Source organism: Agromyces sp. NPDC055658 (assembly GCF_053618155.1).
This window is the reverse complement of record NZ_JBSHHD010000027.1, coordinates 41,035-64,077: the sequence shown is the minus strand read 5'-3', so window position 1 is coordinate 64,077 and position 23,043 is coordinate 41,035. Positions and strand designations below refer to the sequence as shown.

General features: G+C 72.0%; 21 protein-coding genes. 7 read left to right on the top strand and 14 right to left on the bottom strand.

The window, feature by feature from the left end; genetic code table 11:
• Positions 1–116 precede the first annotated feature (116 nt).
• Genes ACWGPE_RS13650 through ACWGPE_RS13635 form a run of 4 tightly spaced genes read left to right on the top strand, consistent with a single transcriptional unit; the run spans position 117 to position 3,791 of the window.
• Positions 117–848, top strand: coding sequence for a gamma-glutamyl-gamma-aminobutyrate hydrolase family protein (locus ACWGPE_RS13650; protein ID WP_376931090.1), 732 nt, complete (start codon positions 117–119; stop codon positions 846–848).
• Complete coding sequence (locus ACWGPE_RS13645) at positions 845–2,200, top strand: aldehyde dehydrogenase family protein (protein ID WP_231431390.1); 1,356 nt, start codon at positions 845–847, stop codon at positions 2,198–2,200. Before ACWGPE_RS13650 ends, ACWGPE_RS13645 begins: the two co-directional genes overlap by 4 nt.
• A gap of 58 nt (positions 2,201–2,258) precedes the next feature.
• Positions 2,259–3,047 (top strand): 3-oxoacyl-ACP reductase, encoded by a 789-nt coding sequence (locus ACWGPE_RS13640; RefSeq protein WP_231431391.1) that lies wholly within the window; start codon positions 2,259–2,261, stop codon positions 3,045–3,047.
• Between the two features lie 9 nt (positions 3,048–3,056).
• A complete protein-coding gene (locus ACWGPE_RS13635; RefSeq protein WP_231431392.1) occupies positions 3,057–3,791 on the top strand; it encodes a FadR/GntR family transcriptional regulator in 735 nt (244 codons plus the stop codon).
• Between the two features lie 67 nt (positions 3,792–3,858).
• Here ACWGPE_RS13635 and ACWGPE_RS13630 read toward each other — a convergent pair whose 3' ends face one another.
• On the bottom strand, positions 3,859–4,170 hold the full coding sequence (locus ACWGPE_RS13630) for a DUF4190 domain-containing protein (RefSeq protein ID WP_231431393.1): 312 nt from the start codon (positions 4,168–4,170) through the stop codon (positions 3,859–3,861).
• Between the two features lie 118 nt (positions 4,171–4,288).
• On the opposite strand from ACWGPE_RS13630, the gene ACWGPE_RS13625 reads away from it, so the two are divergent.
• Positions 4,289–5,575: a uracil-xanthine permease family protein gene (locus ACWGPE_RS13625; RefSeq protein WP_231431394.1), complete on the top strand. Its 1,287-nt coding sequence runs from the start codon at positions 4,289–4,291 to the stop codon at positions 5,573–5,575.
• A 159-nt stretch (positions 5,576–5,734) separates the two neighbouring features.
• Here the strand turns inward: ACWGPE_RS13625 and ACWGPE_RS13620 are convergent, their stop codons facing one another.
• The 7 genes from ACWGPE_RS13620 to ACWGPE_RS13590 form a co-directional block, all read right to left on the bottom strand.
• Entirely contained in the window at positions 5,735–7,213 is a 1,479-nt protein-coding gene (locus ACWGPE_RS13620; RefSeq protein ID WP_231431395.1) for an NCS2 family permease, read from the bottom strand.
• A 100-nt stretch (positions 7,214–7,313) separates the two neighbouring features.
• Positions 7,314–7,661: a peptidase gene (locus ACWGPE_RS13615; protein WP_231431396.1), complete on the bottom strand. Its 348-nt coding sequence runs from the start codon at positions 7,659–7,661 to the stop codon at positions 7,314–7,316.
• On the bottom strand, positions 7,658–8,839 hold the full coding sequence (locus ACWGPE_RS13610; protein WP_231431397.1) for an inorganic phosphate transporter: 1,182 nt from the start codon (positions 8,837–8,839) through the stop codon (positions 7,658–7,660). The genes ACWGPE_RS13615 and ACWGPE_RS13610 overlap by 4 nt, the downstream gene beginning before the upstream one ends.
• Positions 8,840–8,895: 56 nt before the next feature.
• Positions 8,896–9,372: an 8-oxo-dGTP diphosphatase gene (locus ACWGPE_RS13605; RefSeq protein ID WP_452048903.1), complete on the bottom strand. Its 477-nt coding sequence runs from the start codon at positions 9,370–9,372 to the stop codon at positions 8,896–8,898.
• A 4-nt stretch (positions 9,373–9,376) separates the two neighbouring features.
• Positions 9,377–10,408 carry a 6-phosphofructokinase gene (locus ACWGPE_RS13600; RefSeq protein ID WP_231431399.1) on the bottom strand — a complete coding sequence of 344 codons (1,032 nt, stop codon included), beginning with the start codon at positions 10,406–10,408 and terminating at the stop codon, positions 9,377–9,379.
• 496 nt (positions 10,409–10,904) lie between these two features.
• A complete protein-coding gene (locus ACWGPE_RS13595) occupies positions 10,905–13,031 on the bottom strand; it encodes a DEAD/DEAH box helicase (protein ID WP_452048902.1) in 2,127 nt (708 codons plus the stop codon).
• Positions 13,032–13,248: 217 nt separating this feature from the next.
• A complete protein-coding gene (locus ACWGPE_RS13590; RefSeq protein ID WP_231431402.1) occupies positions 13,249–13,980 on the bottom strand; it encodes a ZIP family metal transporter in 732 nt (243 codons plus the stop codon).
• A 58-nt stretch (positions 13,981–14,038) separates the two neighbouring features.
• On the opposite strand from ACWGPE_RS13590, the gene ACWGPE_RS13585 reads away from it, so the two are divergent.
• Positions 14,039–14,251: a hypothetical protein gene (locus tag ACWGPE_RS13585; RefSeq protein WP_231431403.1), complete on the top strand. Its 213-nt coding sequence runs from the start codon at positions 14,039–14,041 to the stop codon at positions 14,249–14,251.
• 16 nt (positions 14,252–14,267) lie between these two features.
• Here the strand turns inward: ACWGPE_RS13585 and ACWGPE_RS13580 are convergent, their stop codons facing one another.
• Together ACWGPE_RS13580 and ACWGPE_RS13575 are read right to left on the bottom strand one after the other, a co-directional pair.
• A complete protein-coding gene (locus ACWGPE_RS13580) occupies positions 14,268–16,181 on the bottom strand; it encodes a DUF2207 family protein (RefSeq protein WP_452048901.1) in 1,914 nt (637 codons plus the stop codon).
• Between the two features lie 110 nt (positions 16,182–16,291).
• Positions 16,292–18,700, bottom strand: coding sequence for a heavy metal translocating P-type ATPase (locus ACWGPE_RS13575; protein WP_452048900.1), 2,409 nt, complete (start codon positions 18,698–18,700; stop codon positions 16,292–16,294).
• A gap of 54 nt (positions 18,701–18,754) precedes the next feature.
• Between ACWGPE_RS13575 and ACWGPE_RS13570 the strand changes: the two genes are divergently transcribed.
• Entirely contained in the window at positions 18,755–19,030 is a 276-nt protein-coding gene (locus ACWGPE_RS13570) for a metal-sensitive transcriptional regulator (RefSeq protein WP_275506703.1), read from the top strand.
• Between the two features lie 67 nt (positions 19,031–19,097).
• On the opposite strand, the gene ACWGPE_RS13565 is transcribed toward ACWGPE_RS13570, so the two are convergent.
• From ACWGPE_RS13565 to ACWGPE_RS13550, 4 genes are all read right to left on the bottom strand, one after another.
• The gene (locus ACWGPE_RS13565; RefSeq protein WP_231431406.1) at positions 19,098–20,078 is read right to left on the bottom strand and encodes a glycerophosphodiester phosphodiesterase; all 981 of its coding nucleotides are present in this window, start codon (positions 20,076–20,078) and stop codon (positions 19,098–19,100) included.
• 258 nt (positions 20,079–20,336) lie between these two features.
• On the bottom strand, positions 20,337–20,588 hold the full coding sequence (locus ACWGPE_RS13560) for a hypothetical protein (protein WP_231431407.1): 252 nt from the start codon (positions 20,586–20,588) through the stop codon (positions 20,337–20,339).
• Positions 20,589–20,598: 10 nt separating this feature from the next.
• A complete protein-coding gene (locus tag ACWGPE_RS13555; protein WP_452048899.1) occupies positions 20,599–21,459 on the bottom strand; it encodes an aldehyde dehydrogenase family protein in 861 nt (286 codons plus the stop codon).
• Positions 21,456–23,042: an aldehyde dehydrogenase family protein gene (locus ACWGPE_RS13550; protein WP_231431409.1), complete on the bottom strand. Its 1,587-nt coding sequence runs from the start codon at positions 23,040–23,042 to the stop codon at positions 21,456–21,458. Before ACWGPE_RS13550 ends, ACWGPE_RS13555 begins: the two co-directional genes overlap by 4 nt.
• Position 23,043: the final 1 nt, after the last annotated feature.

Here is a 23,043-nt window from a genome sequence, read left to right as displayed (position 1 = left end):
GGGGGGGGGGGGGGGGGGGGGTTCCCACGGGCTGTGCGGCCGCCGCCGCGGGGGGGGGGGGGGGGGGGGGGGGGGCGCCCGGGGCGCGGGCCGCGCCACCCGCGCCGGTGATCGGGGTGACCACCTACCTGGAGCAGGCGCAGACCGGAGTGTGGGACGTGCCCGCCTCGTTCCTGCCGAAGGTGTACCTCGACGCCGTCACCGACGCCGGCGGCATCGCCGTGCTGCTGCCGCCGCAGCCCGTCTCCCCCGGAATCGCGCGTGCCGTGCTCGCCGGTCTCGACGGTCTCATCGTGGCCGGCGGCGCCGACGTCGACCCGGCGCGTTACGGCCAGGCGCCGCACGAGCGCACCGGCGCGCCGCGCATCGACCGCGACGACTGGGAGGATGCGCTGCTCACCGCCGCCATCGAGGCCGACCTGCCGTTCCTCGGCATCTGCCGCGGCGCCCAGATGCTCAACGTCGCGCTCGGCGGCACGCTGCACCAGCACCTGCCAGAGGTCGTCGGCACCGAGGCGTACCAACCCGGCCCCGCCGTGTTCGGCGAGACGACCGTCGAGGTCGCACCCGGCTCCCGGCTCGCGAGCCTCGTCGGCGACACGGGCGACCTGCCCGTGCACGTCTACCACCACCAGGCGCTCGACGAGGTCGCCGACGGGCTCGTCGTCACGGCCCGCACCGCCGAAGGGGTGATCGAGGCGGTCGAACTGCCCGATGCGGCCTTCGGCGTGGGCGTGCAATGGCACCCCGAGGAGAACGCCGCCGACCGTCGCCTGTTCGCCGGCCTCGTCGAGGCCGCCCGATCGCACCGCGCCGCCCGCACCGACCGCGAGAGGACCCGACCATGACCCGCACGATCGTCAACCCCGCCGACGAACGCATCGTCGCGACCGTCGAGCCGGCCACGGTCGAGGAGGCCGACGCCGCGATCGCACGGGCCGCCGTCGCGCAGCGCGACTGGGCGGCCGTGGCACCCGTCGACCGGGCTCGGGCCCTCCGTCGTTTCGCCGCGGCGGTCGACGGTGCACTCGAGGAGCTCGCCGCGCTCGAGGTGCGCAACTCCGGTCACCCGATCGTGCAGGCGCGGTGGGAGGCCGGGCACGTCCGTGATGTGCTCGAGTACTACTCGGCCGCACCCGAACGCCTCTTCGGCCGCCAGATCCCGGTCGCCGGCGGCCTCGACGTCACCTTCCAGGAGCCGCTCGGTGTCGTCGGCGTCATCACGCCGTGGAACTTCCCGATGACGATCGCCTCGTGGGGCTTCGCCCCTGCACTCGCGGCCGGCAACGCCGTCGTGCTGAAACCCGCTGAGTGGACGCCGCTCACGAGCCTCCGGCTCGCCGAGCTGGCGCTCGAGTCGGGCCTGCCCGAAGGGCTCTTCCAGGTGATCCCCGGCAAGGGGTCGGTCGTCGGTGAGCGGTTCGTCACGAACGAGACCGTGCGCAAGGTCGTCTTCACGGGCTCGACCGAGGTCGGCACGCGCATCATGGCCGGCTGCGCCGAGCAGGTGAAGCGCGTGACCCTCGAGCTCGGCGGCAAGAGCGCGAACATCGTGTTCGCCGACGCCGACCTCGAGAAGGCCGCGGCGACCGCGCCGTACGGCGTGTTCGAGAACGCCGGCCAGGACTGCTGCGCCCGCAGCCGGATCCTCGTCGAGCGGAGCGTCTACGAACGCTTCATGGAACTGCTCGAGCCCGCCGTCAAGGGCGTGGTCGTCGGCGACCCGACCGACGAGGCGACCGAGATGGGGCCGCTCGTCGCTGCCGCCCACCGCGACCGGGTGCGCTCGTTCGTGCCCGACGACGCCGACGTCGCGTTCCGCGGCAGCGCACCCGACGGCCCGGGATTCTGGTACCCGCCGACGGTGCTGACGCCCTCGCGCACCGCGCCGACCGCGACCGAGGAGATCTTCGGACCCGTCGTGACGGTCTTCCCCTTCGATGACGAGGCCGACGCCGTGTCGTTCGCGAACGCGTCGCGGTACGGGCTCTCCGGGTCGATCTGGACGCGCGACATCGGCCGCGGCATCCGGGTCGCCCGGAGTGTCGAGTCGGGCAACCTCTCGGTCAACTCGCACTCCTCCGTGCGCTACGCCACGCCGTTCGGCGGGTTCAAGCAGTCGGGGCTCGGCCGGGAGCTCGGCCCCGACGCGCCGCTCGCGTTCACCGAGACCAAGAACGTCTTCATCGCCGTCGACTGATACCGCCCACCCACCGCGCCCGCACCGGGCACCCGCCGCCGAACCAGCAAGGAGCACCATGGCCACCGCACCGATCGATCTCACCCAGCGCCTCGCCGGCCGCGTCGCCGTCGTCACGGGCGGCGCCTCCGGCATCGGTCTCGCGACCGCGAAGCGCTTCGCCGCCGAGGGCGCGAAGGTCGTCATCGGCGACCTCGACCCCGTGACCGGCGCCGCAGCGGCCGCCGACGTCGACGGGCTGTTCGTGCAGGTCGACGTCACCGACGAGGAGCAGGTGAACCACCTCTTCGACGAGGCGGCCCGCGTCTACGGGTCGGTCGACGTCGCGTTCAACAACGCGGGCATCTCGCCGCCCGACGACGACTCGATCGAGACCACCGAGCTGCCCGCGTGGCAGAAGGTGCAGGACGTCAACCTCAAGAGCGTCTACCTGTGCTCCCGGGCTGCGCTGCGGCACATGGTCTCGCAGGGTCGCGGCTCGATCATCAACACCGCCTCGTTCGTCGCCGTGCTCGGGTCGGCCACCTCGCAGATCTCGTACACGGCCTCGAAGGGCGGCGTGCTCGCGATGAGCCGCGAGCTGGGCGTGCAGTTCGCCCGCCAGGGCATCCGGGTCAACGCGCTCTGCCCGGGGCCCGTGAACACGCCGCTCCTGCAGGAGCTGTTCGCGAAGGACCCCGAGCGCGCCCAGCGACGCCTCGTGCACGTGCCGGTCGGCCGCTTCGCGAAGCCCGAGGAGCTCGCCGCGGCGGTCGCGTTCCTCGCGAGCGACGACGCCTCGTTCATCACCGGCTCGACCTTCCTCGTCGACGGCGGCATCAGCGCCGCGTACGTGACGCCGCTCTAAGCTCGGAGCATGGACCAGGTACCGCAGGAGAGCCCCGACGTCCTCGACGCCGGGCTCCTCCTGCGGCCCGCCCGGCCCGCGAACGCGTTCGAGGAGACGGTGCAGCGCCTGCTGCAGACCATCCGCCTCGGGCTCATCCCGCCCGGCGAGCGGCTGCCCGCCGAGCGCGAGCTCGCCGTCACCCTCGAGGTGAGCCGCGACACCCTGCGCGAGGCGATCGGCTCGCTCGCCGAGGCCGGGTGGGTCGTCTCGCGGCGCGGCCGCTACGGCGGCACGTTCGTCTCCGATCCGCTGCCCGAGCGGTCGACGACGGGCGCGCGCACGGTCGACCGCGCCCGGCTCGAGGACACGCTCGCGCTGCGCGCGGTCGTCGAGGTCGGCGTCGCCCGCCGCGCAGCCGAGAGCGAGCTCACCGCGGGCGATCGCGATCGCCTCTGGCAGGCGTGCGAGGAGTGCGCCGCCGCCGAACCCGGCCAGTACCGCGTCGCCGACTCGCGGCTGCACCTCGTCATCGCCGAGGTCATCGGCGCCGAGTCGGTGACGCCGCTCGTGGCCGAGGTGCGCATGCGAGTCAACGAGCTGCTCGACGGCATCCCGCTGCTCGCACCGAACATCGCGCACTCCGATGAGCAGCACCGGGCGATCGTGAGCGCCATCCTGCGCGGATCCGCCGACGAGGCCGCCGCGGCGATGGCCGAGCACCTCACGGGCACCGAGGCGCTGCTGCGCGGCTTCTACGCCTGAACGGCCCCGACGACGAGCGGGGCCCGAGCTGTGCTCGGGCCCCGCGCGGGTCGGATCGGCGTTCGGCTCAGAGGAACGCGAACGGCAGCATCACGAGGCCGAAGACGGCGGCGCCGAGCGCGACGACCACGGCACCCGCGAGCATGACGGCGTTCAGCACGATGCCCCAGATCGCCGTCGTGCGGGTCGCGGGCTCGCGCTTGAGGGCCATGATGCCGAGCACGAGCCCGACGATCGGGACGACGAAGCTGTAGCTCGCGACGATCGAGACGATGCCGAGCACGAGGCTCGCGATGCTGAAACCGCGCGACTCCGCGACGGGCGCGGCGGGCTGCCCCTGGTACGGCGCCTGGGTTGCGGTGTCGGTGACGGTGGTCATGGTGTGTGCTCCTTCTCGGTTGTACTTCAACGCTAGAAGCGCGCCGGGGCTGGCGGTATGGGGGTATCCCCCCGATACGATCTGAGGACTTCCGCCCCTCGATGTCGATCGGAGACCCATGAACCTGCCCTGGACCCTGCACGGCGACGGCAAGCACGTCGCACCGGGCGAGGTCGTCGCCCCCGGCGAACGCCTCAGCTGGCCGCGCACGATCGGCATCGGTGCGCAGCACGTGGTCGCGATGTTCGGTGCGACGTTCCTGGTGCCGCTGCTGACCGGGTTCCCGCCGGCCACCACGGTGCTGTTCTCGGGCATCGGCACGCTCCTGTTCCTCGTGATCACGCAGAACAGGCTGCCGAGCTACCTCGGTTCGTCGTTCGCGTTCATCGCCCCGATGCTCGCGGCGCTCGGCTCGACGCAGCTCGACGACCCGATGGGCGCCGCCCTCTTCGGCATCGTCAGCGTCGGGCTCCTGCTCGCCGCGATCGGCGCACTCGTGCTGTGGACGGGCACGGGCTGGATCGACGTGCTCATGCCGCCGGTGGTCGCCGGTGCGATCGTCGCTCTGATCGGCCTCAACCTCGCCCCGGTCGCGAAGGTCAATTTCGACGCCGCCCCGCTCACCGCCCTGATCACGCTCACGGCGATCCTGCTCACGACCGTGCTCTTCCGGGGCATGCTGGGCCGAATCTCGATCCTCGTCGGCGTCGTCGTCGGCTACATCGCCGCCGTCATCCAGGGACAGGTCGACTTCGCGGCCCTCGAGAAGGCGGCGTGGGTGGGCCTGCCGGACTTCCACCTCGCGACGAACCCGTTCGCCGACCCGGCGGTGTGGGGCCTCCTGCCCGCGTTCCTCCCGGTCGTGCTCGTGCTCATCGCCGAGAACGTGGGCCACGTGCGCGGTGTCGCCCAGATGACCGACGCCTCGGTCAACAAGCAGACCGGCCGCGCGCTGTTCGCCGACGGCCTCGCCACCACGATCGCAGGCATGTTCGGCGGCTCGGGCACGACGACGTACGGCGAGAACATCGGCGTCATGGCCGCGACGCGCGTGTACTCGACCGCGGCGTACTGGATCGCGGGCATCGTCGCCGTGCTGCTCGGCCTCTCCCCCAAGTTCGGCGCGCTCGTCGCGACGATCCCGCAGGGCGTGCTGGGTGGGGCGACCGTCGCGCTCTACGGCCTCATCGGCATCATCGGCGTGAAGATCTGGGTCGACAACAAGGTCGACTTCACGCGGCCGGTGAACCAGTTCACGGCCGCCGTGGCGCTCGTCATCGGCATCGCCAACTTCACCATCGAGTTCGGCAACGTCGTCTTCGGCGGCATCGCGCTCGGCACGATCGCGGCGCTCGTCGTCTACCACGGCATGAACGCGATCTCGAAGGTGCGCGGCACGAACTGACGCCACTCGAGTCGCGATGGCCACGCGAATGCCTCGTGCCGCATGCGGCACGAGGCATCCGCGTGCTGTCGCCGGACTCGGAGTCCCAGGCGTACGCCGAAGCCGGGGTCGACCCCTGCGCTCCGGGAGGGTCCCCGAACCCGGCAACACGCAGGCGGGTCAGCCCCCGAGGAGCGCCTCGATCGGCCCGCGCGCGAAGTAGATCAGGAAGCCGGCGGCGACCACCCAGAGCAGCGGGCTGATCTCCTTCGCCCGGCCCGACAGCGAGCGGATCACGACCCAGCTGATGAAGCCGGCGCCGATGCCGTTCGCGATCGAGTAGGTGAGCGGCATGACCGTGACCGTGAGGAACACCGGCAGCAGCACCGAGAACTCGCTGAAGTCGATGCCCTTGATCTGCGACATCATGAGCGCACCGACGATGACGAGGGCCGCCGCGGCGACCTCGGTGGGCACGATCGACACGAGCGGCGTGAAGAACATCGCGATCAGGAACAGCGCGCCGGTCACGAGGTTCGCGACGCCCGTGCGCGCCCCCTCGCCGATGCCGGCGCCCGACTCGATGAACACCGTGTTCGACGAGGCCGAGGTGTAGCCGCCGACGACGGCTCCGACGCCCTCGACGACGAGCGCCGACTTCAGCCGCGGGAAGTTGCCCTTCGCGTCGGCGAGCTCCGCCTCCTTCGAGAGGCCGGTCATCGTGCCCATCGCGTCGAAGAAGTTCGTGAAGACGAGGGTGAAGACGAGCATGACCGCGGCGAGCACCCCGATGCGCTCGAAGCTGCCGAACGAGACCTGGCCGACGAGCGAGAGGTCGGGCACGCTCACGGGCGATCCCGACAGCTCGGGCACCGAGAGGCCCCAGCCGCCGGGGTTCACGACCTCGCCGCCGGCGACCCTGGGCCCGAGGTTCATGATCGCCTCGACGACGACCGAGACGACGGTTCCGGAGACGAGGCCGATGAGGATGCCGCCGCGCACCTTGCGCGCGACGAGGAGCCCGGTGAGCAGCAGGGTGAAGACGAAGATGAGCGACGGAACCGTCGCGACCGAACCGCCGACGCCCAGGCCCACGGGCGGCGAACCGACACCGGTCGCCGTCACGAAGCCGGCGTCGACGAAGCCGATGAACGCGATGAACAGGCCGATGCCGACGGTGATCGCGAGCTTCAGCTGGATCGGCACGGCATCGAAGATCAACCGGCGCAGACCGGTCGCCGCGAGCACCACGATGATGAGGCCGTTGATGACGACGAGGCCCATGGCCTCGGGCCAGGTCACCTGCCCGACGACCGACACCGCGAGGAACGAGTTGATGCCGAGGCCCGCCGCGAAGCCGAACGGCAGTCGCGCGACGACGCCGAACAGGATCGTCATCACACCGGCGGTGAGCCCCGTGACGGCCGAGAGCTGCATGAAGTCGAGCTGCTGCCCGTCGATGTCGGTGCCGCTCGACAGGATGATCGGGTTGAGGATCACGATGTAGGCCATCGTGACGAACGTGACGATGCCGCCGCGTACCTCGGTTAGGAGGTTCGAGCCGCGCGCGGAGATCTCGAAGTAGCGGTCGAACGCACCGACCGGCTTCTCGCCGGCGGGCTCGGTCGGGTCGGTCGTGGGAGGCGTTGCAGTGGTCATCCGGGAACCTTCGATGAGGGACGTGCGGCAGGGTCGCACGACGGGTGGACTGTCATGACGTCATGGCCGTGACCGGGTGCGGCGGGTCGCCCCGCCGGCATCACCCGCCCAGCAGCTTGATGACGTGGTCGCCGACGATCAGGTAGATGCCGTAGACGACGGCGATGGCGCTCACCGCGAAGCAGGCCCACGCACCCACGAGGGCGGCGCGCTTCTGGCCTTCGGAGAGCGGGCTCTTCTTCGCCGCCTTCTTGGCGCGCTTCTCCGCGGCCTTGATCTCGGCGGGCGTGACGATCGTGATGGCGTCGGTGAACTCTGCGGGCGTGACGATCGGCGTGCGTCCCGAGATGGTGAGCAGCCGGATGCCGAGCGAGTACGCGGAGACGACGACCGCGGTGCCGACGAGGGCGGACACGAGGACGAGGACGAATGCCAGCCAGTCGATCACTTCTTGACCTTCTTCTTCGGCTTCGGGTTGCGCTTGATCTTGACGGCGCGGCCGGAGTCGGCCACCTCGCTGACGACGTTGTTCGCCGAGACCTCGCTGCGCCGCGACCAGAGGAAGATGCCGGCGATGACGGCGACGCCGACGACGGTGTCGATGATGATGCCGACGACGCCGAGCTGCAGGGCGACGAACGCGGCGAGCGCGCCGACGGCACCGGCGGCCGGCAGGGTCATGAGCCAGCCGATGCCGATGCGGCCGGCGGTGCGCCAGCGCACCTTCGAACCCCGACGACCGAGGCCGGAGCCGATCACCGAGCCCGAGGCGACCTGCGTGGTCGAGAGCGCGAAGCCGACGTGGCTCGACGCGAGGATCGTCGCGGCGGTCGCCGTCTCGGCGGCGAAGCCCTGCGCGGGCTTGACGTCGGTCAGGCCGGTGCCGAGCGTCTTGATGATGCGCCAGCCGCCCATGTAGGTGCCGAGCGCGATCGCGACGGCGCAGGTCACGATGACCCAGGGCTGCACGTCGCTGCCGACCGCCTGCACGCCCGCGGCGACGAGCGTGAGCGTGATGATGCCCATCGTCTTCTGCGCATCGTTGGTGCCGTGGGCGAGTGCGACGAGCGACGAGGAGAAGATCTGCGCGTGCCGGAAGCCGTCGCGGCCGTCGGGCTTGCCGTCGTGGCGGCGCGTGATGGCGTAGGCGAGCTTCGTCGCGATGTAGGCGATGAGGCCCGCGGTCAGCGGGGCGAGCAGCGCCGGCAGGATCACCTTCGACAGCACGACCGAGAAGTCGATCGCGCCGACGCCGAAGCCGACGAGCGCTGCGCCGATGAGCCCGCCGAACAGGGCGTGGCTCGACGACGACGGCAGGCCGAGCAGCCAGGTGATCATGTTCCACACGATCGCGCCGATGAGGCCCGCGAAGATGAGCTCGGGCGTGATGAGCACGCCCCCCGGCCCCTCTTTGATGATGCCGCCCGAGATCGTCATGGCGACCTCGGTCGAGAGGAACGCGCCGACGAGGTTCAGCACCGCCGCGAGGGCGACCGCCACCTTCGGCCGGAGCGCACCGGTCGCGATCGGCGTCGCCATGGCGTTCGCCGTGTCGTGGAAGCCGTTCGTGAAGTCGAAGAAGAGCGCCAGTGCGATGACCAGCACGACGATGAGGGGCGTATCCACCGGCGTCTTTCTTGCGAGAGGGAGCGGTTCACCTGGAGTTCAGGGCCGCGTCGATCCTACGCGACGGGAGGCCCCTCTGACACCACCGTCGCGAGATCCTCGCCGAAGACGAAGGTGCGCCGGGCCAGCCCGCCGGCGAGCACGCCCGGCAGCCAGAGCCGGGCGTCGTCCCACATCGCCTCGTACGGCACCGCTTCGAGCGCGAACCACTCGGGGTCGAGTTCGTCGGATGCCTCGGGCTCGCCCCGCCAGGCACGGGCGACGAACACGTGGGAGCGCTGGCTCCACCTCTCGCGGTTGGGGAAGTGGTACGTCATGAGCCCGCGCGGCTCGAGGTCCTCGGCGGCCACGACGAGGCCGACCTCTTCGAGGATCTCCCGCACCGAGGCATCCGCCGCGGTCTCACCGGGCTCGAGCTTGCCACCGGGTGCGACGATGCGCCCCTTGCCGAGACCCTGCTTCTTGCGGCCCAGGAGCACCTCGGTGACCCCGTCGCGCTCGCGGAGCAGGTAGCAGACGCAGACGTCGTACACGGATTCAGCCGAAGAGGATGCGCGCCTCGTCGTACCGCGACTGCGGCACCCGGTTGAGCGTGCCCACGGCCTCGGCGATCGACACCGTCTCGATGTCGGTGCCGCGCAGCGTCACCATCGAGCCCCATGCGTGGGCGTAGACCGCGTCGATGGCGGCCATGCCGAGGCGGGTCGCGAGCACGCGGTCGTAGGCCGATGGCGCACCGCCGCGCTGGATGTGGCCGAGCACGGTCGCGCGCGACTCGATGCCGGTGCGCTCCTCGATCATCGGCGCGAGGATGTCGGCGATTCCGCCGAGCCGCGGGCGGTTGAAGGCGTCGAGGCCCTTGTGCGAGTGCGCCTCGTCCATGCCGTCGAGCGTGAACCCCTCTGCGACGACGACGAGCGGGGCACGGCCTCGGTCGCGGACCGACTCGACCCACTCGCAGATCTGCTCGATCGACTGCGGCTGCTCGGGGATGAGGATGGCGTGCGCTCCCCCGGCCATGCCCGAGTGCAGCGCGATCCAGCCGACGTGGCGGCCCATGACCTCGAGCACCATGCAGCGGCCGTGGGAGTCGGCGGTCGTGCGCAGGCGGTCGATCGCCTCGGTCGCGATCTCGACGGCCGTGTCGAAGCCGAACGAGTAGTCGGTGGCGGCGAGGTCGTTGTCGATCGTCTTGGGCACGCCGACGACCTTGATGCCGCCCTCGTCGTGGAGCCGGCGGGCGGCCGTGAGGGTGCCCTCGCCGCCGATCGCGATGATCGCGTCGATGCCGTGCTCGTCGAGCATGCGCTGGATGTTCTCGGGGCCGCCGCCCTCGCCCTCGAACGGGTTGGTACGGCTCGAGCCGAGGATCGTGCCGCCCTGCTTCGAGAGGCCGCGCACGTCGTGACGGGTGATCGGCATGATGTCGGCCTCGACTACGCCCTTCCAGCCCCAGCGGAACCCGACGAACTCGGTGTCGTGCGAGATCACGCCGTTGAGCACGGCGCCGCGGATCACCGCATTCAGGCCGGGGCAGTCGCCGCCGGAGGTGAGGATGCCGATCTTCATGCTCGCTGGACTCCTTGGGGGTGAGGGGGGAATCGTCGGTGGAGCCGCTTCATCGGGGCACGACGTTCGGAAGTCTAGCGAACCTCGACTCTGGTGAGACGTTTCGGTCGGGCACTCGAATCGAGGTCGCCAAATGGCGCAAGCATCACGCCAACCGCGTCGGCACCGGCGTCACAGCGCCCCGTCCGCGCGCCCGGCACGGGCGTGCAGAAGCACGGTGCTGCACCGAGTCCGCGTCACAGCACCCCGTCCGCGCGCCCGGCACAGGCGTGCAGAAGCACGGTGCTGCACCGAGTCCGCGTCACAGCACCCCGTCCGCGCGCCCGGCACGGGCGTGCAGAAGCACCGTGCTGCACCGAGTCCGCGTCAGAGCGCCCCGTCCGCGCGCCCGGCACGGGCGTGCAGAAGCACGGTGCTGCACCGAGTCCGCGTCAGAGCGCCCCGTCCGCGCGCCCGGCACGGGCGTGCAGAAGCACCGTGCTGCACCGAGTCCGCGTCAGAGCGCCCCGTCGAGGGCCTGGCGCAGCAGGTGCTGGAGAGCGTCGAGCTGCACGGAATCGGCCGAGCCCGGCTCGACGTCCTGGCCGTCGAGCGCGCGCGCCGCGAGGCCCTGCTTCGAGTCGATCAGCTCGGCGATGCGGGCGTCGATCGTGTGCGCGGCGATGATGCGCCACGCGGTCACGGGCTCCTCCTGGCCGATGCGGTGCACGCGGTCGATCGCCTGGGTCTGCTCGGCGGCCGTCCAGCTGAGCTCGGCGAGCACGACGTTCGACGCGGCCTGCAGGTTGACGCCGACGCCGGCCGCGGTGAGCGAGCAGACGGCGACGTGCACCTCGGGGTCCTTGTTGAACGCGTCGATCGCGGCCTGGCGCTGCAGGGCGGTCTGGTCGCCGCGGAGCGACACGGTGCGGAGCTCCCGCGACGCGAACGCCGCCTCGGCCTGGTCCATGACGTCGATGTGCTTCGCGAAGAACACCACCTTGCCGACGGACCGGGCGAGCTGCGCCGCGTAGTCCGCCGCGAGGCCGGCCTTCGCCTGGCCGATGCGCCGCACCATCGTGAACACGTTCTCGCCGGACTTCGCCGACTTCGACTCCTCGAGCTCGGCGCTCGCGACCGCCCGGATGAACTGGTCGCGGGTGTCCTCGTCGAGGTCGCCGATGCGCAGGTGGCGCGCCTCGACGAGCGCACGGAAGCGCGAGGCGAGGCGGTTGCCGAGCTCGCGCTCCGCGGCGCGCACAGAGCGGCCGAGCTCGTCGTCGAGTTCGACGGGGAGGTCGGCGATGCGCTTGGCCGGAAGGTCGGCCGCGACATCCACCTTGCGACGTCGCACGATGCCGAGGTCGATGACGGTGCGCCGCGCCTCGGCGTAGAAGCCGGGTTCGGCGGGGGTGAGCCCCGTCTCCTCGAGCTTGCCGAGGAGCTCGGGCGAGGGCTTGTCGCCTTCGATCCAGCCGAGGAACTGCCAGATCGCGCGGAAGTCGTCGACGTCGTTGATGAGCGGGGTGCCCGTGAGCGCGAGCAGCAGCGGGTCGCCGCCGGGCGTGGCGCGCCGGATGCGGTCGGCGAGCGCGAGCACGTTGCGCGAGCGCTGCGACTGCAGGTTCTTGATGAAGTGCGCCTCGTCGACGACCATGCCGCGGAAACCGAGCGTCGAGAGCCACGCCATGTGCCGGTCGAGCACGTCGTAGTTCACGACGACGACGTCGGCGAAGGCGTCGAGGGTGTCGCCGTCGCCGTGGATGACGGTCGCGCGACGGTGCGGGGTCCAGCGCTCGACCTCGCGAGCCCAGTTCATCTTCACGACGTTGGGCACGACCGCGAGCAGCGGGTAGGCGTTCGAGACGGATGCCGCGAGCACGGACTGGGCTGTCTTGCCGAGGCCGGGCTCGTCGGCGAGCAGGAACGTGCGGTGCCCGTTGCGGGCGCTCTCGACGAAGCGCGCCTGGTGCTTCATGAGCTCGAGGCCGCGGGGTGCGAGCCGGTCGACCTTCGGCGCCTCGGGCAGCTCCATCGTGGCGGCCTGGCCGCCGGAGCCCTGCTCGAACGCCTTGAAGAGGGGGCCGAGCAGCTCCCAGTTCGCGAGCCGGCGCACGGGCACGACGGGCGCGACGGCCTTCGAGAAGTCGGGGGCGAGGAACGGGTTCGCGAGCTGGCGGGACTTCACGGAGCGCGGCACGACCTGGTTCTCGGACAGCTGCGGCACGACCGGCTCGGCCTCACGGGTGATGATGAGCTCGTCGGGGCTGAGCTCGGCGCCCGACTCGAGCAGCCAGTCGCGGCGGAATCGCTGCGCGACCGTCGAGATCGAGGCGTCGGGCTCGAGCAGCTGGATGAGGCTCGTGTCGCGCGCCGCGGTCTTCGCGAGGATCTGCGCGATGCCGTCGAGGCGCTTGAGCAGTTCGGCGCGGGCGGCGTCGGCGATCTCGGAGTCGGCCTTCACCCGGGCTCGCTCCTCGCGCATGAGCAGGGCGATCACCTGGAACTTCTGCCGGTTGGTCGGGCCGAGCTTGCCCTTCTGCGCCTTCTGCTCGACCTCTCGCACCTTGCGGGCGAGGATCGGGATGATGGGCGCGTCGTCGTCGCGCGAACGCGTGCGCTGCCGCTGCCTCTGCTGGGCCATTGTTCTCCCGTTCGTTCGTGCCGGAGCCCGGCACGCCCCCTGCGGCACCGATGGGTGATCGGGCCGACTGCCACGGCTCGGAGGCCGCGCGACGCGGTACGCCGAATCCCGAACCGAGCAGCGGCGAGCGGGGCTCGCACGGTCGGCCGAAGAACGGATTCGTCGGGCGCGGTGCCCATTCTAGCGGGACCGGGGCTCAGAACGGGAAACCGGGGTTTCACCCGGCGACATGCACGGCGTAGCTCAGCAGGAAGCCCGCGGTCGCGAGGAGCCCCGTGAAGGCGTGTGCGGTGCGGAACGCCTCGGGGATCATCGTGTCGCAGATCATCGCGAGGATCGCCCCCGCTGCGATCGCCGTGATGAACGCCGTGAGCTCGCCCGATGCGTCGTCGAGCAGCGTGTAGCCGGCGAGCGAGGCGAGCCCGCTCGCGAGGGCGATGCCCGTCCACAGCAGGAAGACGTAGGCGCGCGAACGGCCGTTCGCCTTCAGCTCGGCGGTCGAGCTGAGTCCTTCGGGCAGGTTCGAGATGACGACCGCGACGAACACCGGGACGCTCACCCCTGCGCCGCCGACCATGCTGAGCCCGAGCACCGCCGACTCGGGGAGGCCGTCGAGCAGCGCCCCGATCGCGATACCGGTGCCGGTGCCCGGGTCCTGCCCGGTGCCGCGCGGGTTGCGCTGGTCGAACCGGTCGAGCAGGCGGTTCGCGAGCACGTACACCACGGCGCCGACCGCGAAGCCGACGACCGTCGGCCAGAAACCGCCCTCGTCCTGCGCCTCGAGTACGAGATCGTAGGCGAGCGCCGAGACGAGCACGCCCGAACCGAACGCCATGATGCCGGCGACGATGCGCGTCGGCACGTCGACGAACCAGGCGATGACGGCGCCGGCGAGCAGTGCGCCGCCCGCGATGAGGCCCGCGAGACCCGCCAGCATCCAGTCGGCCATGGGGCGAGCATATGGCGGAGGGCTACCCCTGAGGCGCCGACCCGCCTACCCTTGGAGTATGGACGAGCTCGCGGGGGCGGGCGCGGAGTTCGCGCCCGAGGACGACGACTTCACGGTGTCGCAGGACACCGAGTTCGATGAGGCCGACGAGGCGCACGACGACGACGAACGCTCGCTCGACGACGCGCTCGACGATGAACTGCCGGGCGTCGACGCCGAGCGCCGCGTCGACCTGCGCGACGAGCGGGTGCCCGCGGCCGACGACGAGTGACCGAGGCGAGCGGGGCTCAGACGCCGCCGCCCCCGCCGCCGCCACCGCCACCGCCGGAGGAGCCGCCGCCGCCCGAGCCGCTCGACGACGAACTCGAGCTCGAGCCCGACCACGAACTGCTCGACGCCGATGAGAACGACGAGACGCCTGCCGCGAACCACGCCGCGTTGAAGCCGTCGCGGCCCGAGTACCACTCGGGAGCGCTGCCCTCGCGCTCGTAGAGCACGGCGAGTTCGCGGCTCCAGTCGCGCTCGAGGCCGAACAGCACGGCGTACGGCAGCAGGCGTTCGTTCAGCTTCAGCACGGCGCGCTGATCGGTCGCGTCGACCCGCAGGGCACCGCTCGGGCTCTGCAGCACGCGCAGTCGGTCGGCCTCGGCGAGCCGGATGTAGAGCCGGAGGCCCTCGAGGTGGTCGCGAAGCTCGCGCCCGTGCTCGGTGAGCGGGCGTACGTCGATGACCAGGCCGAGCGTCATGAGCGAGGCGGCGAGCGCCACGACGAAGCAGATCGCAGGCCATGCGCCGCCCATGACGCCCTCGAGGGCGACGATGCCCAGGACGACGCTCAACGCGGCCGCGACGACGGCGATGAGCCCGAGCAGCACGCGCAGGCCGCGGTCGGGGCGGCGGCGGAGACCGGCGGCGACGACGCCCTTCGTCACCCGCTGCCGGATCGCGAGCAGGCGTCGCCCGAGCGCGGTGTCGCGCGACTTCAGGTCGCGCACGGCGCCGCGCGCGGGCGGAGAGCCGAACAGCGACCGCGTGACGGCGCTCGCGTGCTCGTCGGCCGGCGTGGTGCCGCCGACGTACTCGACGGCGTAACGGCGCCGACCCGTCTCGACGATGCGCACCTCGCCGGCCACGGCGCGCTCGAGGATGGTCGAGGTCACCCCCATGCCGGGCTGTCCAACGAGATCTGCGGAGACGAATGCGGACACGCCCTCTGGCGGTTCGTACTGCGCCACGATCGTGCCGCGGCCGGGATGGTCGCGCCACCGGGTGAGCCGGGCGATGAGGGCTGCGAGTGCGGCGCCGACGGCGACGAGGGCCGCGATGCCGCCGCCGACCGCGGCGGGCGACGACCAGAAGGCGTCGTCGCGCGGCACGACGGTGCCCGCGCGGAAGCCCGCCGCGATCGTGAGGTTCTCGTAGGGTCCGATCGACGCCGCCTGCGCGACGACGACCGTCTCACCGTCGGCGCCCTCGTCGGTGGTGATGCCGTCGCACGGGGTGCTCGAACCGCTCCAGCCGCGGTAGCAGGCCACCGCGCCGGTGAAGCCGTCGGCGAGCGCTCCCCCGAACCGGAGTTCGGCGCGCACGACGCCGAACGGCTGCGCCCACCCGGTGCCGTTGACGTCCCAGTAGAACTCGTCGATCGCGGCGTCGTCGGGCACGTGGGTGACGTTGCGCTGGCGGTAGTCGATGACGTACGTCTGCCTGCCGTGCACGAAGTCGTCGGCCCGGATCGTGACGAGCAGGAACTCGCCGTCCTCGTCGGTCTCCGTCTCGAACGCGCGCGGGGTACCGGTGCCGTCGGTGACCGATTCGATGACGAGGTCGGTCGGGTGGCCGTCGTAGTCGAGCGGGATGGCGCGGCGGATGCCCCGGTTCTGGTCGAACTCGGGGAACTCGGCGACGAGGGTCTCGGTGGTCCCGAGCATCGAGCGCCCCTCGGCGTCGAGCGAGAGCTCGTACACGGCGTCGAACGACGAGAACGTGAAGTCGTCGACGCCTGCGCGAGGACCGATCGCCGAGACGGGCGCCGGCGCTCCGCCCTGGCCGGCGGCGGAGGACGAGGCCTTCGACGCCGACGGCGCCGACGGCGCCGCATCCGCATGGCCGGCCCCGACGCCGACGAGCAACGGCCCGGTCACGACCATCGCGGCGACCACGGCGGTGAGGGCCCGGCGGAGCGGACGACGAAGCGGCATGCCTCCCACGCTAGCGGCCCGCATCGTGCGTGGTGATCCCCAGAGCGCGCGGGAGTCCGCCGCCTCGTCGCCGTCGGGCGCGTGCTCGGACGTCGGCCCGGGCTCGGAGCTCAGGCGCGGCGCAGCCGCAGGCTGTTGAGCACGACGAACACGCTCGAGAACGCCATCGCGGCGCCCGCGATCATCGGGTTGAGGAACCCGGCGGCGGCGAGCGGGATCGCCGCGACGTTGTAGGCGAACGCCCAGAACAGGTTGCCGCGGATCGTTCCCAGCGTCGCGCGCGCGAGTGAGATCGCGTCGGGGATGGCTCCCGGCTCGTCGCGGGTGAGCGCGAGGTCGCTCGCGCTCGCCGCCGCGTCGGTGCCGCCGCCCATCGCGATGCCGAGGTCGGCCGCGGCGAGCGCTGCGGCGTCGTTCACGCCGTCGCCGACCATCGCCGTCTTGTGGCCGCCGGACTGCAGGCCGGTGACGACCGCGAGCTTGCCCTCGGGGCTCGCGCCGGCGTGCACCTCGTCGATCCCGAGCTCTGCGGCGATGCGACGGGCGGGTCGTTCGGCGTCGCCCGTGAGGAGCACCGGGGTCAGCCCCTGGCCCCGCAGCCGGTCGATCGCGGCGCGGGCGCCTGGTCGGGTGGCGTCGCCGACCTCGAGCACGGCGCGCACCTCGCCGTCCCAGCCGACGGCGACGGCCGTCGCGTCGGAGTCGGCGATGCGGCGCGCGAGCTCCGTCGGCAGGCGCAGCCCCGACTCCTCGAGGAACGCCGGTCGACCGACCGCGGCACTCCGCCCGTCGACGACGCCGGTCACTCCGAGGCCCGCGTGGGCGCGGAAGTCGCGCACGGCGGGCACGGAGACGCCGCGCTCGGCGGCGCCGGCGACGACGGCGCGCGCGATCGGGTGCTCGGACCGCTGCTCGAGCGCGGCGGCGACGGCGAGCGCCGTCGTCGCGTCGGTCGCAGCATCCGCCGCTCGCTCACCGTCGCCCGTGATGCGGGCCGACCCGCCTCCGCCGGCGGCGACGACGACGGACCCGGCCGTCACGACCTCGCCGAGCCGCATGCGCCCGGTCGTGAGCGTGCCGGTCTTGTCGAGCAGGATCGTGTCGATGCCGGCGATGCGGTCGAGGGTCTCAGGCCCCGTGATGAGGATGCCGCGCTCCGCCCCGCGTCCCGTTCCGACGAGGATCGCCATGGGCGTCGCGAGTCCGAGCGCGCACGGGCACGCGATGACGAGCACGGCGACGGCGGCGGTGATCGCCTGTTCGACCGGGCTGCCGGTCGCGATCCACGCGATCGCGGTGCCGAGGGCGATCGCGATCACGATCGGCACGAACACGGCGGAGATGCGGTCGGCGAGCCGTTGCGCGCGCGACTTGCCGAGCTGCGCGTCTTCGACGAGGCGGGCGATCTGGGCGAGCCGGGTGTCGGCGCCGACCCGCGACGCCTCGACGACGAGGCTGCCGCCGTGCACGATGGTCGCCGCCGTGACCTCGCTGCCAGGCGCGGCGTCGACCGGCGCGGGCTCCCCCGTGAGCATCGACTCGTCGACACTCGCCTCGCCGTCGACGACGGTGCCGTCGGCGGCGATGCGCTCGCCCGGGCGCACGACGAAGCGGTCGCCGGGGTGGAGGTCGGCGATCGGCACGCGGGTCTCGACCGCCGCGCCGGCCGCACCGCGCAGCACGGTCACCTCGCGCGGGGCGAGTTCGAGCAGGGTGCGCAGCGCGCGGCCGGCGCGGCGCTTCGAGCGCGCCTCGATGTACCGCCCGAGCAGGATGATCGTGATCACGCCCGCCGCGACCTCGAGGTACACGTCGCCGCCGGGCGTGCCCCGCACGCCGAAGGTCCACTCGTGCGTCATGCCGGGCATGCCGGCGTGCCCGAGGAAGAGCGCCCACAGCGACCAGGCGAACGCCGTGAGCGTGCCGAGCGAGACCAGGGTGTCCATCGTGAGCGAGCCGTGCCGCAGGTTCACCCAGGCGGCGCGGTGGAACGGCCAGCCGCCCCACACGACGACCGGTGCGGCGAGCGCGAGCGACAGCCACTGCCAGTAGGTGAACTGCAGCGCCGGGATCATCGCGATCGCGACGACCGGCACCGTGAGCACCGCAGAGACGATCAGCCGGGTGCGCAGCGGGTCGTCCGCGATGGATGTCTCGGCGCCGGCGCCGCGCGCCGGCGCCTCCGCCGTTCGGGGCGAGCGCGTCGCGGTGGACGTGCGGGGCCCTTCGGCCGCGATCGGCGACTCCCCCGTCCGCGCCGGCGCCGCGGCATCCCGCCCCGCATCGCGCTCGACCGGGGTCGCCGTATAGCCCGCCTGTCGAACCGCGTCGACGAGCGCGTCGATCGAGGTCGTCGACGGGAATCGCACGCGTGCCCGCTCGGTCGCGAGGTTGACGGCGGCCTCGACGCCGTCGAGCCGGCCGAGGCGCTTCTCGACGCGCCCCACGCAGCTCGCACAGGTCATACCCTCGATGTCGAGGTCGATCGTGCGCACCTGGGAGTCGTCGAGCGTGGTCATGGGCTCGAATATACCCCCTAGGGGTATCGGGTGCAAACGCGCTATCCTGAGATGGTGATCGAGGACATCAAGAAGCGCGCCCTGCACCGCACGAAGATCATCGAGGGCCAGCTGCGCGGCATCGAGAAGATGATCGAGAACGACGACTACTGCGTCGACATCATCACCCTGTCGCTCGCCGTGCAGAAGTCGCTCGGGTCCCTCAACAAGCTGCTGGTCGAGAACCACCTGCGCACGCACGTCACCCACCAGTACGAGGCGGGCGGCGACGAGCGCGAGGCGGCGGTCGCCGAGCTCGTGCGCATCTTCGAGCTCTCCAACCGCGGCTGAACGCTCGCACCGCGATCCCGCCGCGGGTGCGAGCGCTGCCGCCGAGCGCCACCGGCCCGACTCGACCTCAGGTGCCGGGCGCGGTCTCGGCGAGCCAGGCGTCGAGCTCGCTCGGCTCATCGGTGATGATGCCGTCGACCCCGAGCGCATTCACCGCCTCCCAGTGCTCGAGCTTGTTGAGCGTGTAGCAGAGCACGGCGATCCCGGCCTCGTGCGCACGCTCGAGCGCCCCCGGCACGGCCGTGACGGAGTCGACGGTCGTGGCGAACCCGATGAGCCCGAGGTGCTCGGCGAGCGGCACCGGGTTCGCCGGCAGCTCGCGGATGAGCATGATGCGCGGCAGCGTTGGCGCTGCGGCCTGGAGCGAGGTCAGCGTCTCGATGCTGAAGCTCTGGAACACGACCCGGCCGCGCAGGCCGTGACGCTCGACGAGGTCGGTCACGAGCCGCACCTCGTCGGGCCTCCAGTCGGCCTTGAGTTCGACGAGCGCCCGGGCCTGGTCGCGCGAGGCGAGCTCCGCGAGGAACGCATCGAGGGTCGGGATCTTCGCGCCGGCGTACTCGGGCGCGTACCAACCGCCGACGTCGAGGCGTTCGAGCTCGTCGAGGTCGAGATCGCCGACGCTGCGACGGTCGCCGGTGATGCGCTCGAGGGTCGTGTCGTGGAAGAGCACCGGCACGCCGTCTCGGCTGAGCTGCACATCGGTCTCGACGAATTCGAGTTCGTCCATCGCGAGCTCGAGCGAGGGCATCGTGTTCTCGGGCGCGGTCGCCCGATCACCGCGATGCCCGACGGTGAACGCCGGCTCGCCGGGCTGGCGGAGCGCGCCGAACACGTCGATCGCGTAGACGACGGGCGGCGACTGGGCGATGAACAGCACCGTCGCCATGACCGCCACGGCGACCGCCGCGAGGACGGCGCGGAGCGTACGTCGGGGCGGGTGGGCGAGGGCGGCGATGAATCGGAATCGGGTCGGGGTCGCGGGTGCGGCGGCACTCGGCCGCCGACGTGCGGTCGTCGGGGCGACCGCACGCGAGGCGTGCGTCACGGGTTCGGGCCTTTCCACCGATCACGCTTCGTCGGGCGACCGGTGCAGGAAACTTTAGCACCACCGTTACCGTTTCGTTACCATGCGATTCGGCCGAGGATGCCTCGTGCCGCGCGCATGCCGCGGCCGCACGCGCACCACCGCGCAACGGGCCGGTCGGCGAGCGGACTCACCCCTCCGCCGGCACGGTCGCCTGCATCGACGCGCTCGTGCGCGGGAGATCGGCGGCGGCCGCCGAGCGCGACCGCGGCGCACCCGTCACCGCCGCTCGTTGCCTCGGCGGTAGTTGCCGGTGACCCGGGCGAGCAGGTGCTGCGCCGCGATGTCGTCGCCTGCGGCCTCGGCTCGCTCGAGCCCGGCCGTGAGCCGGGCCGCGGTCGAGCCGCCGACCGTCACGACGACGCGGCCGCCGCGCGACACGAGGACCGCGCCGTCCTTCGCGACGCGGTACTCGAACGGGTCGGAGACGAGTCGACCCCGCTCGTCCGACGCGCCTCGCCGGCCCGACATCGCGCGCCGCCTAGCGCAGGCTCTTCGTGTGCCAGACGGTCTTCGTCTCGGTGAATGCCGTGATGCGGCCGAGGGCGGGAGCCGCGGCATCCGGCCCGTTCTCGGGACGCAGCACGCGCTTGAGCGTGTCGGCCGCGTCGATCTCGAGCGAGACCCAGTCGAGCCCGCCCGCGCCGACGAGGTCGATCGCGTTGACGTCGGCGTGGCTCGCGAGCCATGGCGCGATCTCGGCGGGCGAGCCGGTGAGCACGTTCACGACGCCCTTCGGCACGTCGCTCGTGGCGAGCACCTCGGCGAGGCTGATCGACGACAGCGGGAAGCGCTCGCTCGCCACGATCACGACGGAGTTGCCCGCCACCAGCGCCGGCGCGAGCGCCGAGACGAAGCCGACGAGCGACGAGTCCTGCGGTGCGATGATCGCGATGACACCGCTCGGCTCGGGCACCGAGATGTTGAAGTACGGGCCCGCGACCGGGTTCGCGTTGCCCGCGACCTGGGCGAACTTGTCGGCCCAGCCGGCGTACCAGACCCAGCGGTCGATCGCCTCGTCGACCTGCGCGGCGGCGACGGCGCGGGAGACGCCCTCGGCCTCCTCGATCTCGGCGGCGAACTGGGCGCGACGGCCCTCGAGCACCTCGGCGATGCGGTACAGCACCTGGCCGCGGTTGTACGCGGTCGCGCCCGCCCAGCCGGCGACGGCGCCGCGTGCGGCGACGACCGCGTCGCGCGCGTCCTTCCGCGACGCCTTCGCGGCATTCGCGAGGAAGCGGCCGTCGGCCGCGACCACCTCGTAGGTGCGCCCCGACTCGCTGCGCGGGAACGCGCCGCCGATGTAGAGCTTGTACGTCTTCGGCACGGCGAGGCGGCTCACTTCGCGGCTCCCTTCTTCGCGGCGCCCGCTCGTCGAGCGCGCGGCTTCGGCTTCGACGCGGATGCCTCGGCCGAGGCATCCGCGCCCTCGATGCGGCGCTGCGCGCCCGACCGGCCGGCCGTGACCTGCGCGGCCGAACGGCCGATCGGGGCGGGCGACAGGTAGGCGGCGAGGCCGTGCCGGCCGCCCTCGCGACCGTAGCCCGACTCCTTGTAGCCGCCGAAGGGCGAGCTCGGGTCGAAGCGGTTGAACGTGTTCGCCCAGATCACGCCCGCGCGCAACTGGTCGGCGACCGCGAGGATGCGACTGCCCTTGTCGGTCCAGATGCCCGCCGACAGGCCGTACGGCGTGTTGTTGGCCTTCGCGATCGCCTCCTGCGGCGTGCGGAAGGTCAGCACCGAGAGCACCGGACCGAAGATCTCCTCTCGCGCGATGCGGCTCGAGGTCTGCACGTTCGTGAAGATGGTCGGCGCGTACCAGAACCCGTTCTCGGGGATCTCGCACGGAACGCTCCAGCGCTCGGCGCCCTCCTCGACGCCCGCGTCGCTCAGCGCGCGGATGCGGTCGAGCTGCTCGCGCGAGTTGATGGCGCCGATGTCGGTGTTCTTGTCGAGCGGGTCGCCGAGGCGCAGCGTCGAGAGGCGGGTCTTCAGCCGCTCCACGACCTCGTCGTGGATGTTCTCCTGCACGAGCAGGCGGCTGCCGGCGCAGCAGACGTGGCCCTGGTTGAAGAAGATGCCGTTGACGATGCCCTCGATCGCCTGGTCGATCGGCGCGTCGTCGAAGACGATGTTCGCGGCCTTGCCGCCGAGCTCGAGGGTCGCGCGCTTGTCGGTGCCGGCGATCTGCTTCGCGATGGCGCGGCCGACTGCGGTCGACCCCGTGAAGGCGACCTTGTCGACGCCCTCGTGGGCGACGAGCGCCGCGCCCGTGTCGCCCGCGCCCGTGACGATGTTCACGACGCCCGCGGGCAGGTCGGCCTGCTGCAGGATCTCCGCGAAGATGAGCGCCGTGAGCGGCGTCGTCTCGGCCGGCTTCAGCACGACCGTGTTGCCGGCGGCGAGCGCCGGCGCGATCTTCCACGCGAGCATGAGCAGCGGGAAGTTCCACGGGATCACCTGCGCGGCGACGCCCAGCGAACGCGGATCGGCGCCGAGACCGGCGTGGTCGAGCTTGTCGGCCCAGCCCGCGTAGTAGAAGAACCAGGCGGCGACGAGCGGCACGTCGACGTCGCGCGACTCCTTGATGGGCTTGCCGTTGTCGAGCGACTCGGCGACGGCCAGCTCGCGGGCTCGCTCCTGAACGAGGCGCGCGATGCGGAAGAGGTACTTGCCGCGGTCGCGGCCGCTCATCTTCGACCAGACCCGGTCGTAGGCGCGACGGGCCGCGGCGACCGCGTCGTCGATGTCGGCCTCGTTCGCGTTCGCGATCATGGCGATGCGTTCTTCGCTCGAGGGCGAGATGGTCTGGAAGGGAGTACCGCGGCCGTCGACGAACTCGCCGTCGATGAAGAGGCCGTAGCTGTCGCGGAGGGACAGGATCGCGCGCGACTCGGGGGCCGGCGCGTAGTCGAGGAAGCTCATG

Excerpts from the sequence above, each read along its gene's own strand:
- ACWGPE_RS13635 (WP_231431392.1), top strand. The coding sequence starts at position 3,057 with ATGGACCAGGTACCGCAGGAGAGCCCCGACGTCCTCGACGCCGGGCTC.
- ACWGPE_RS13580 (WP_452048901.1), bottom strand. The coding sequence starts at position 16,181 with ATGCCGCTTCGTCGTCCGCTCCGCCGGGCCCTCACCGCCGTGGTCGCC.
- ACWGPE_RS13620 (WP_231431395.1), bottom strand. The coding sequence starts at position 7,213 with ATGACCACTGCAACGCCTCCCACGACCGACCCGACCGAGCCCGCCGGC.
- ACWGPE_RS13640 (WP_231431391.1), top strand. The coding sequence starts at position 2,259 with ATGGCCACCGCACCGATCGATCTCACCCAGCGCCTCGCCGGCCGCGTC.
- ACWGPE_RS13550 (WP_231431409.1), bottom strand. The coding sequence starts at position 23,042 with ATGAGCTTCCTCGACTACGCGCCGGCCCCCGAGTCGCGCGCGATCCTG.
- ACWGPE_RS13575 (WP_452048900.1), bottom strand. The coding sequence starts at position 18,700 with ATGACCACGCTCGACGACTCCCAGGTGCGCACGATCGACCTCGACATC.
- ACWGPE_RS13595 (WP_452048902.1), bottom strand. The coding sequence starts at position 13,031 with ATGGCCCAGCAGAGGCAGCGGCAGCGCACGCGTTCGCGCGACGACGAC.
- ACWGPE_RS13645 (WP_231431390.1), top strand. The coding sequence starts at position 845 with ATGACCCGCACGATCGTCAACCCCGCCGACGAACGCATCGTCGCGACC.
- ACWGPE_RS13600 (WP_231431399.1), bottom strand. The coding sequence starts at position 10,408 with ATGAAGATCGGCATCCTCACCTCCGGCGGCGACTGCCCCGGCCTGAAT.
- ACWGPE_RS13625 (WP_231431394.1), top strand. The coding sequence starts at position 4,289 with ATGAACCTGCCCTGGACCCTGCACGGCGACGGCAAGCACGTCGCACCG.
- ACWGPE_RS13630 (WP_231431393.1), bottom strand. The coding sequence starts at position 4,170 with ATGACCACCGTCACCGACACCGCAACCCAGGCGCCGTACCAGGGGCAG.
- ACWGPE_RS13590 (WP_231431402.1), bottom strand. The coding sequence starts at position 13,980 with ATGGCCGACTGGATGCTGGCGGGTCTCGCGGGCCTCATCGCGGGCGGC.
- ACWGPE_RS13560 (WP_231431407.1), bottom strand. The coding sequence starts at position 20,588 with ATGTCGGGCCGGCGAGGCGCGTCGGACGAGCGGGGTCGACTCGTCTCC.
- ACWGPE_RS13585 (WP_231431403.1), top strand. The coding sequence starts at position 14,039 with ATGGACGAGCTCGCGGGGGCGGGCGCGGAGTTCGCGCCCGAGGACGAC.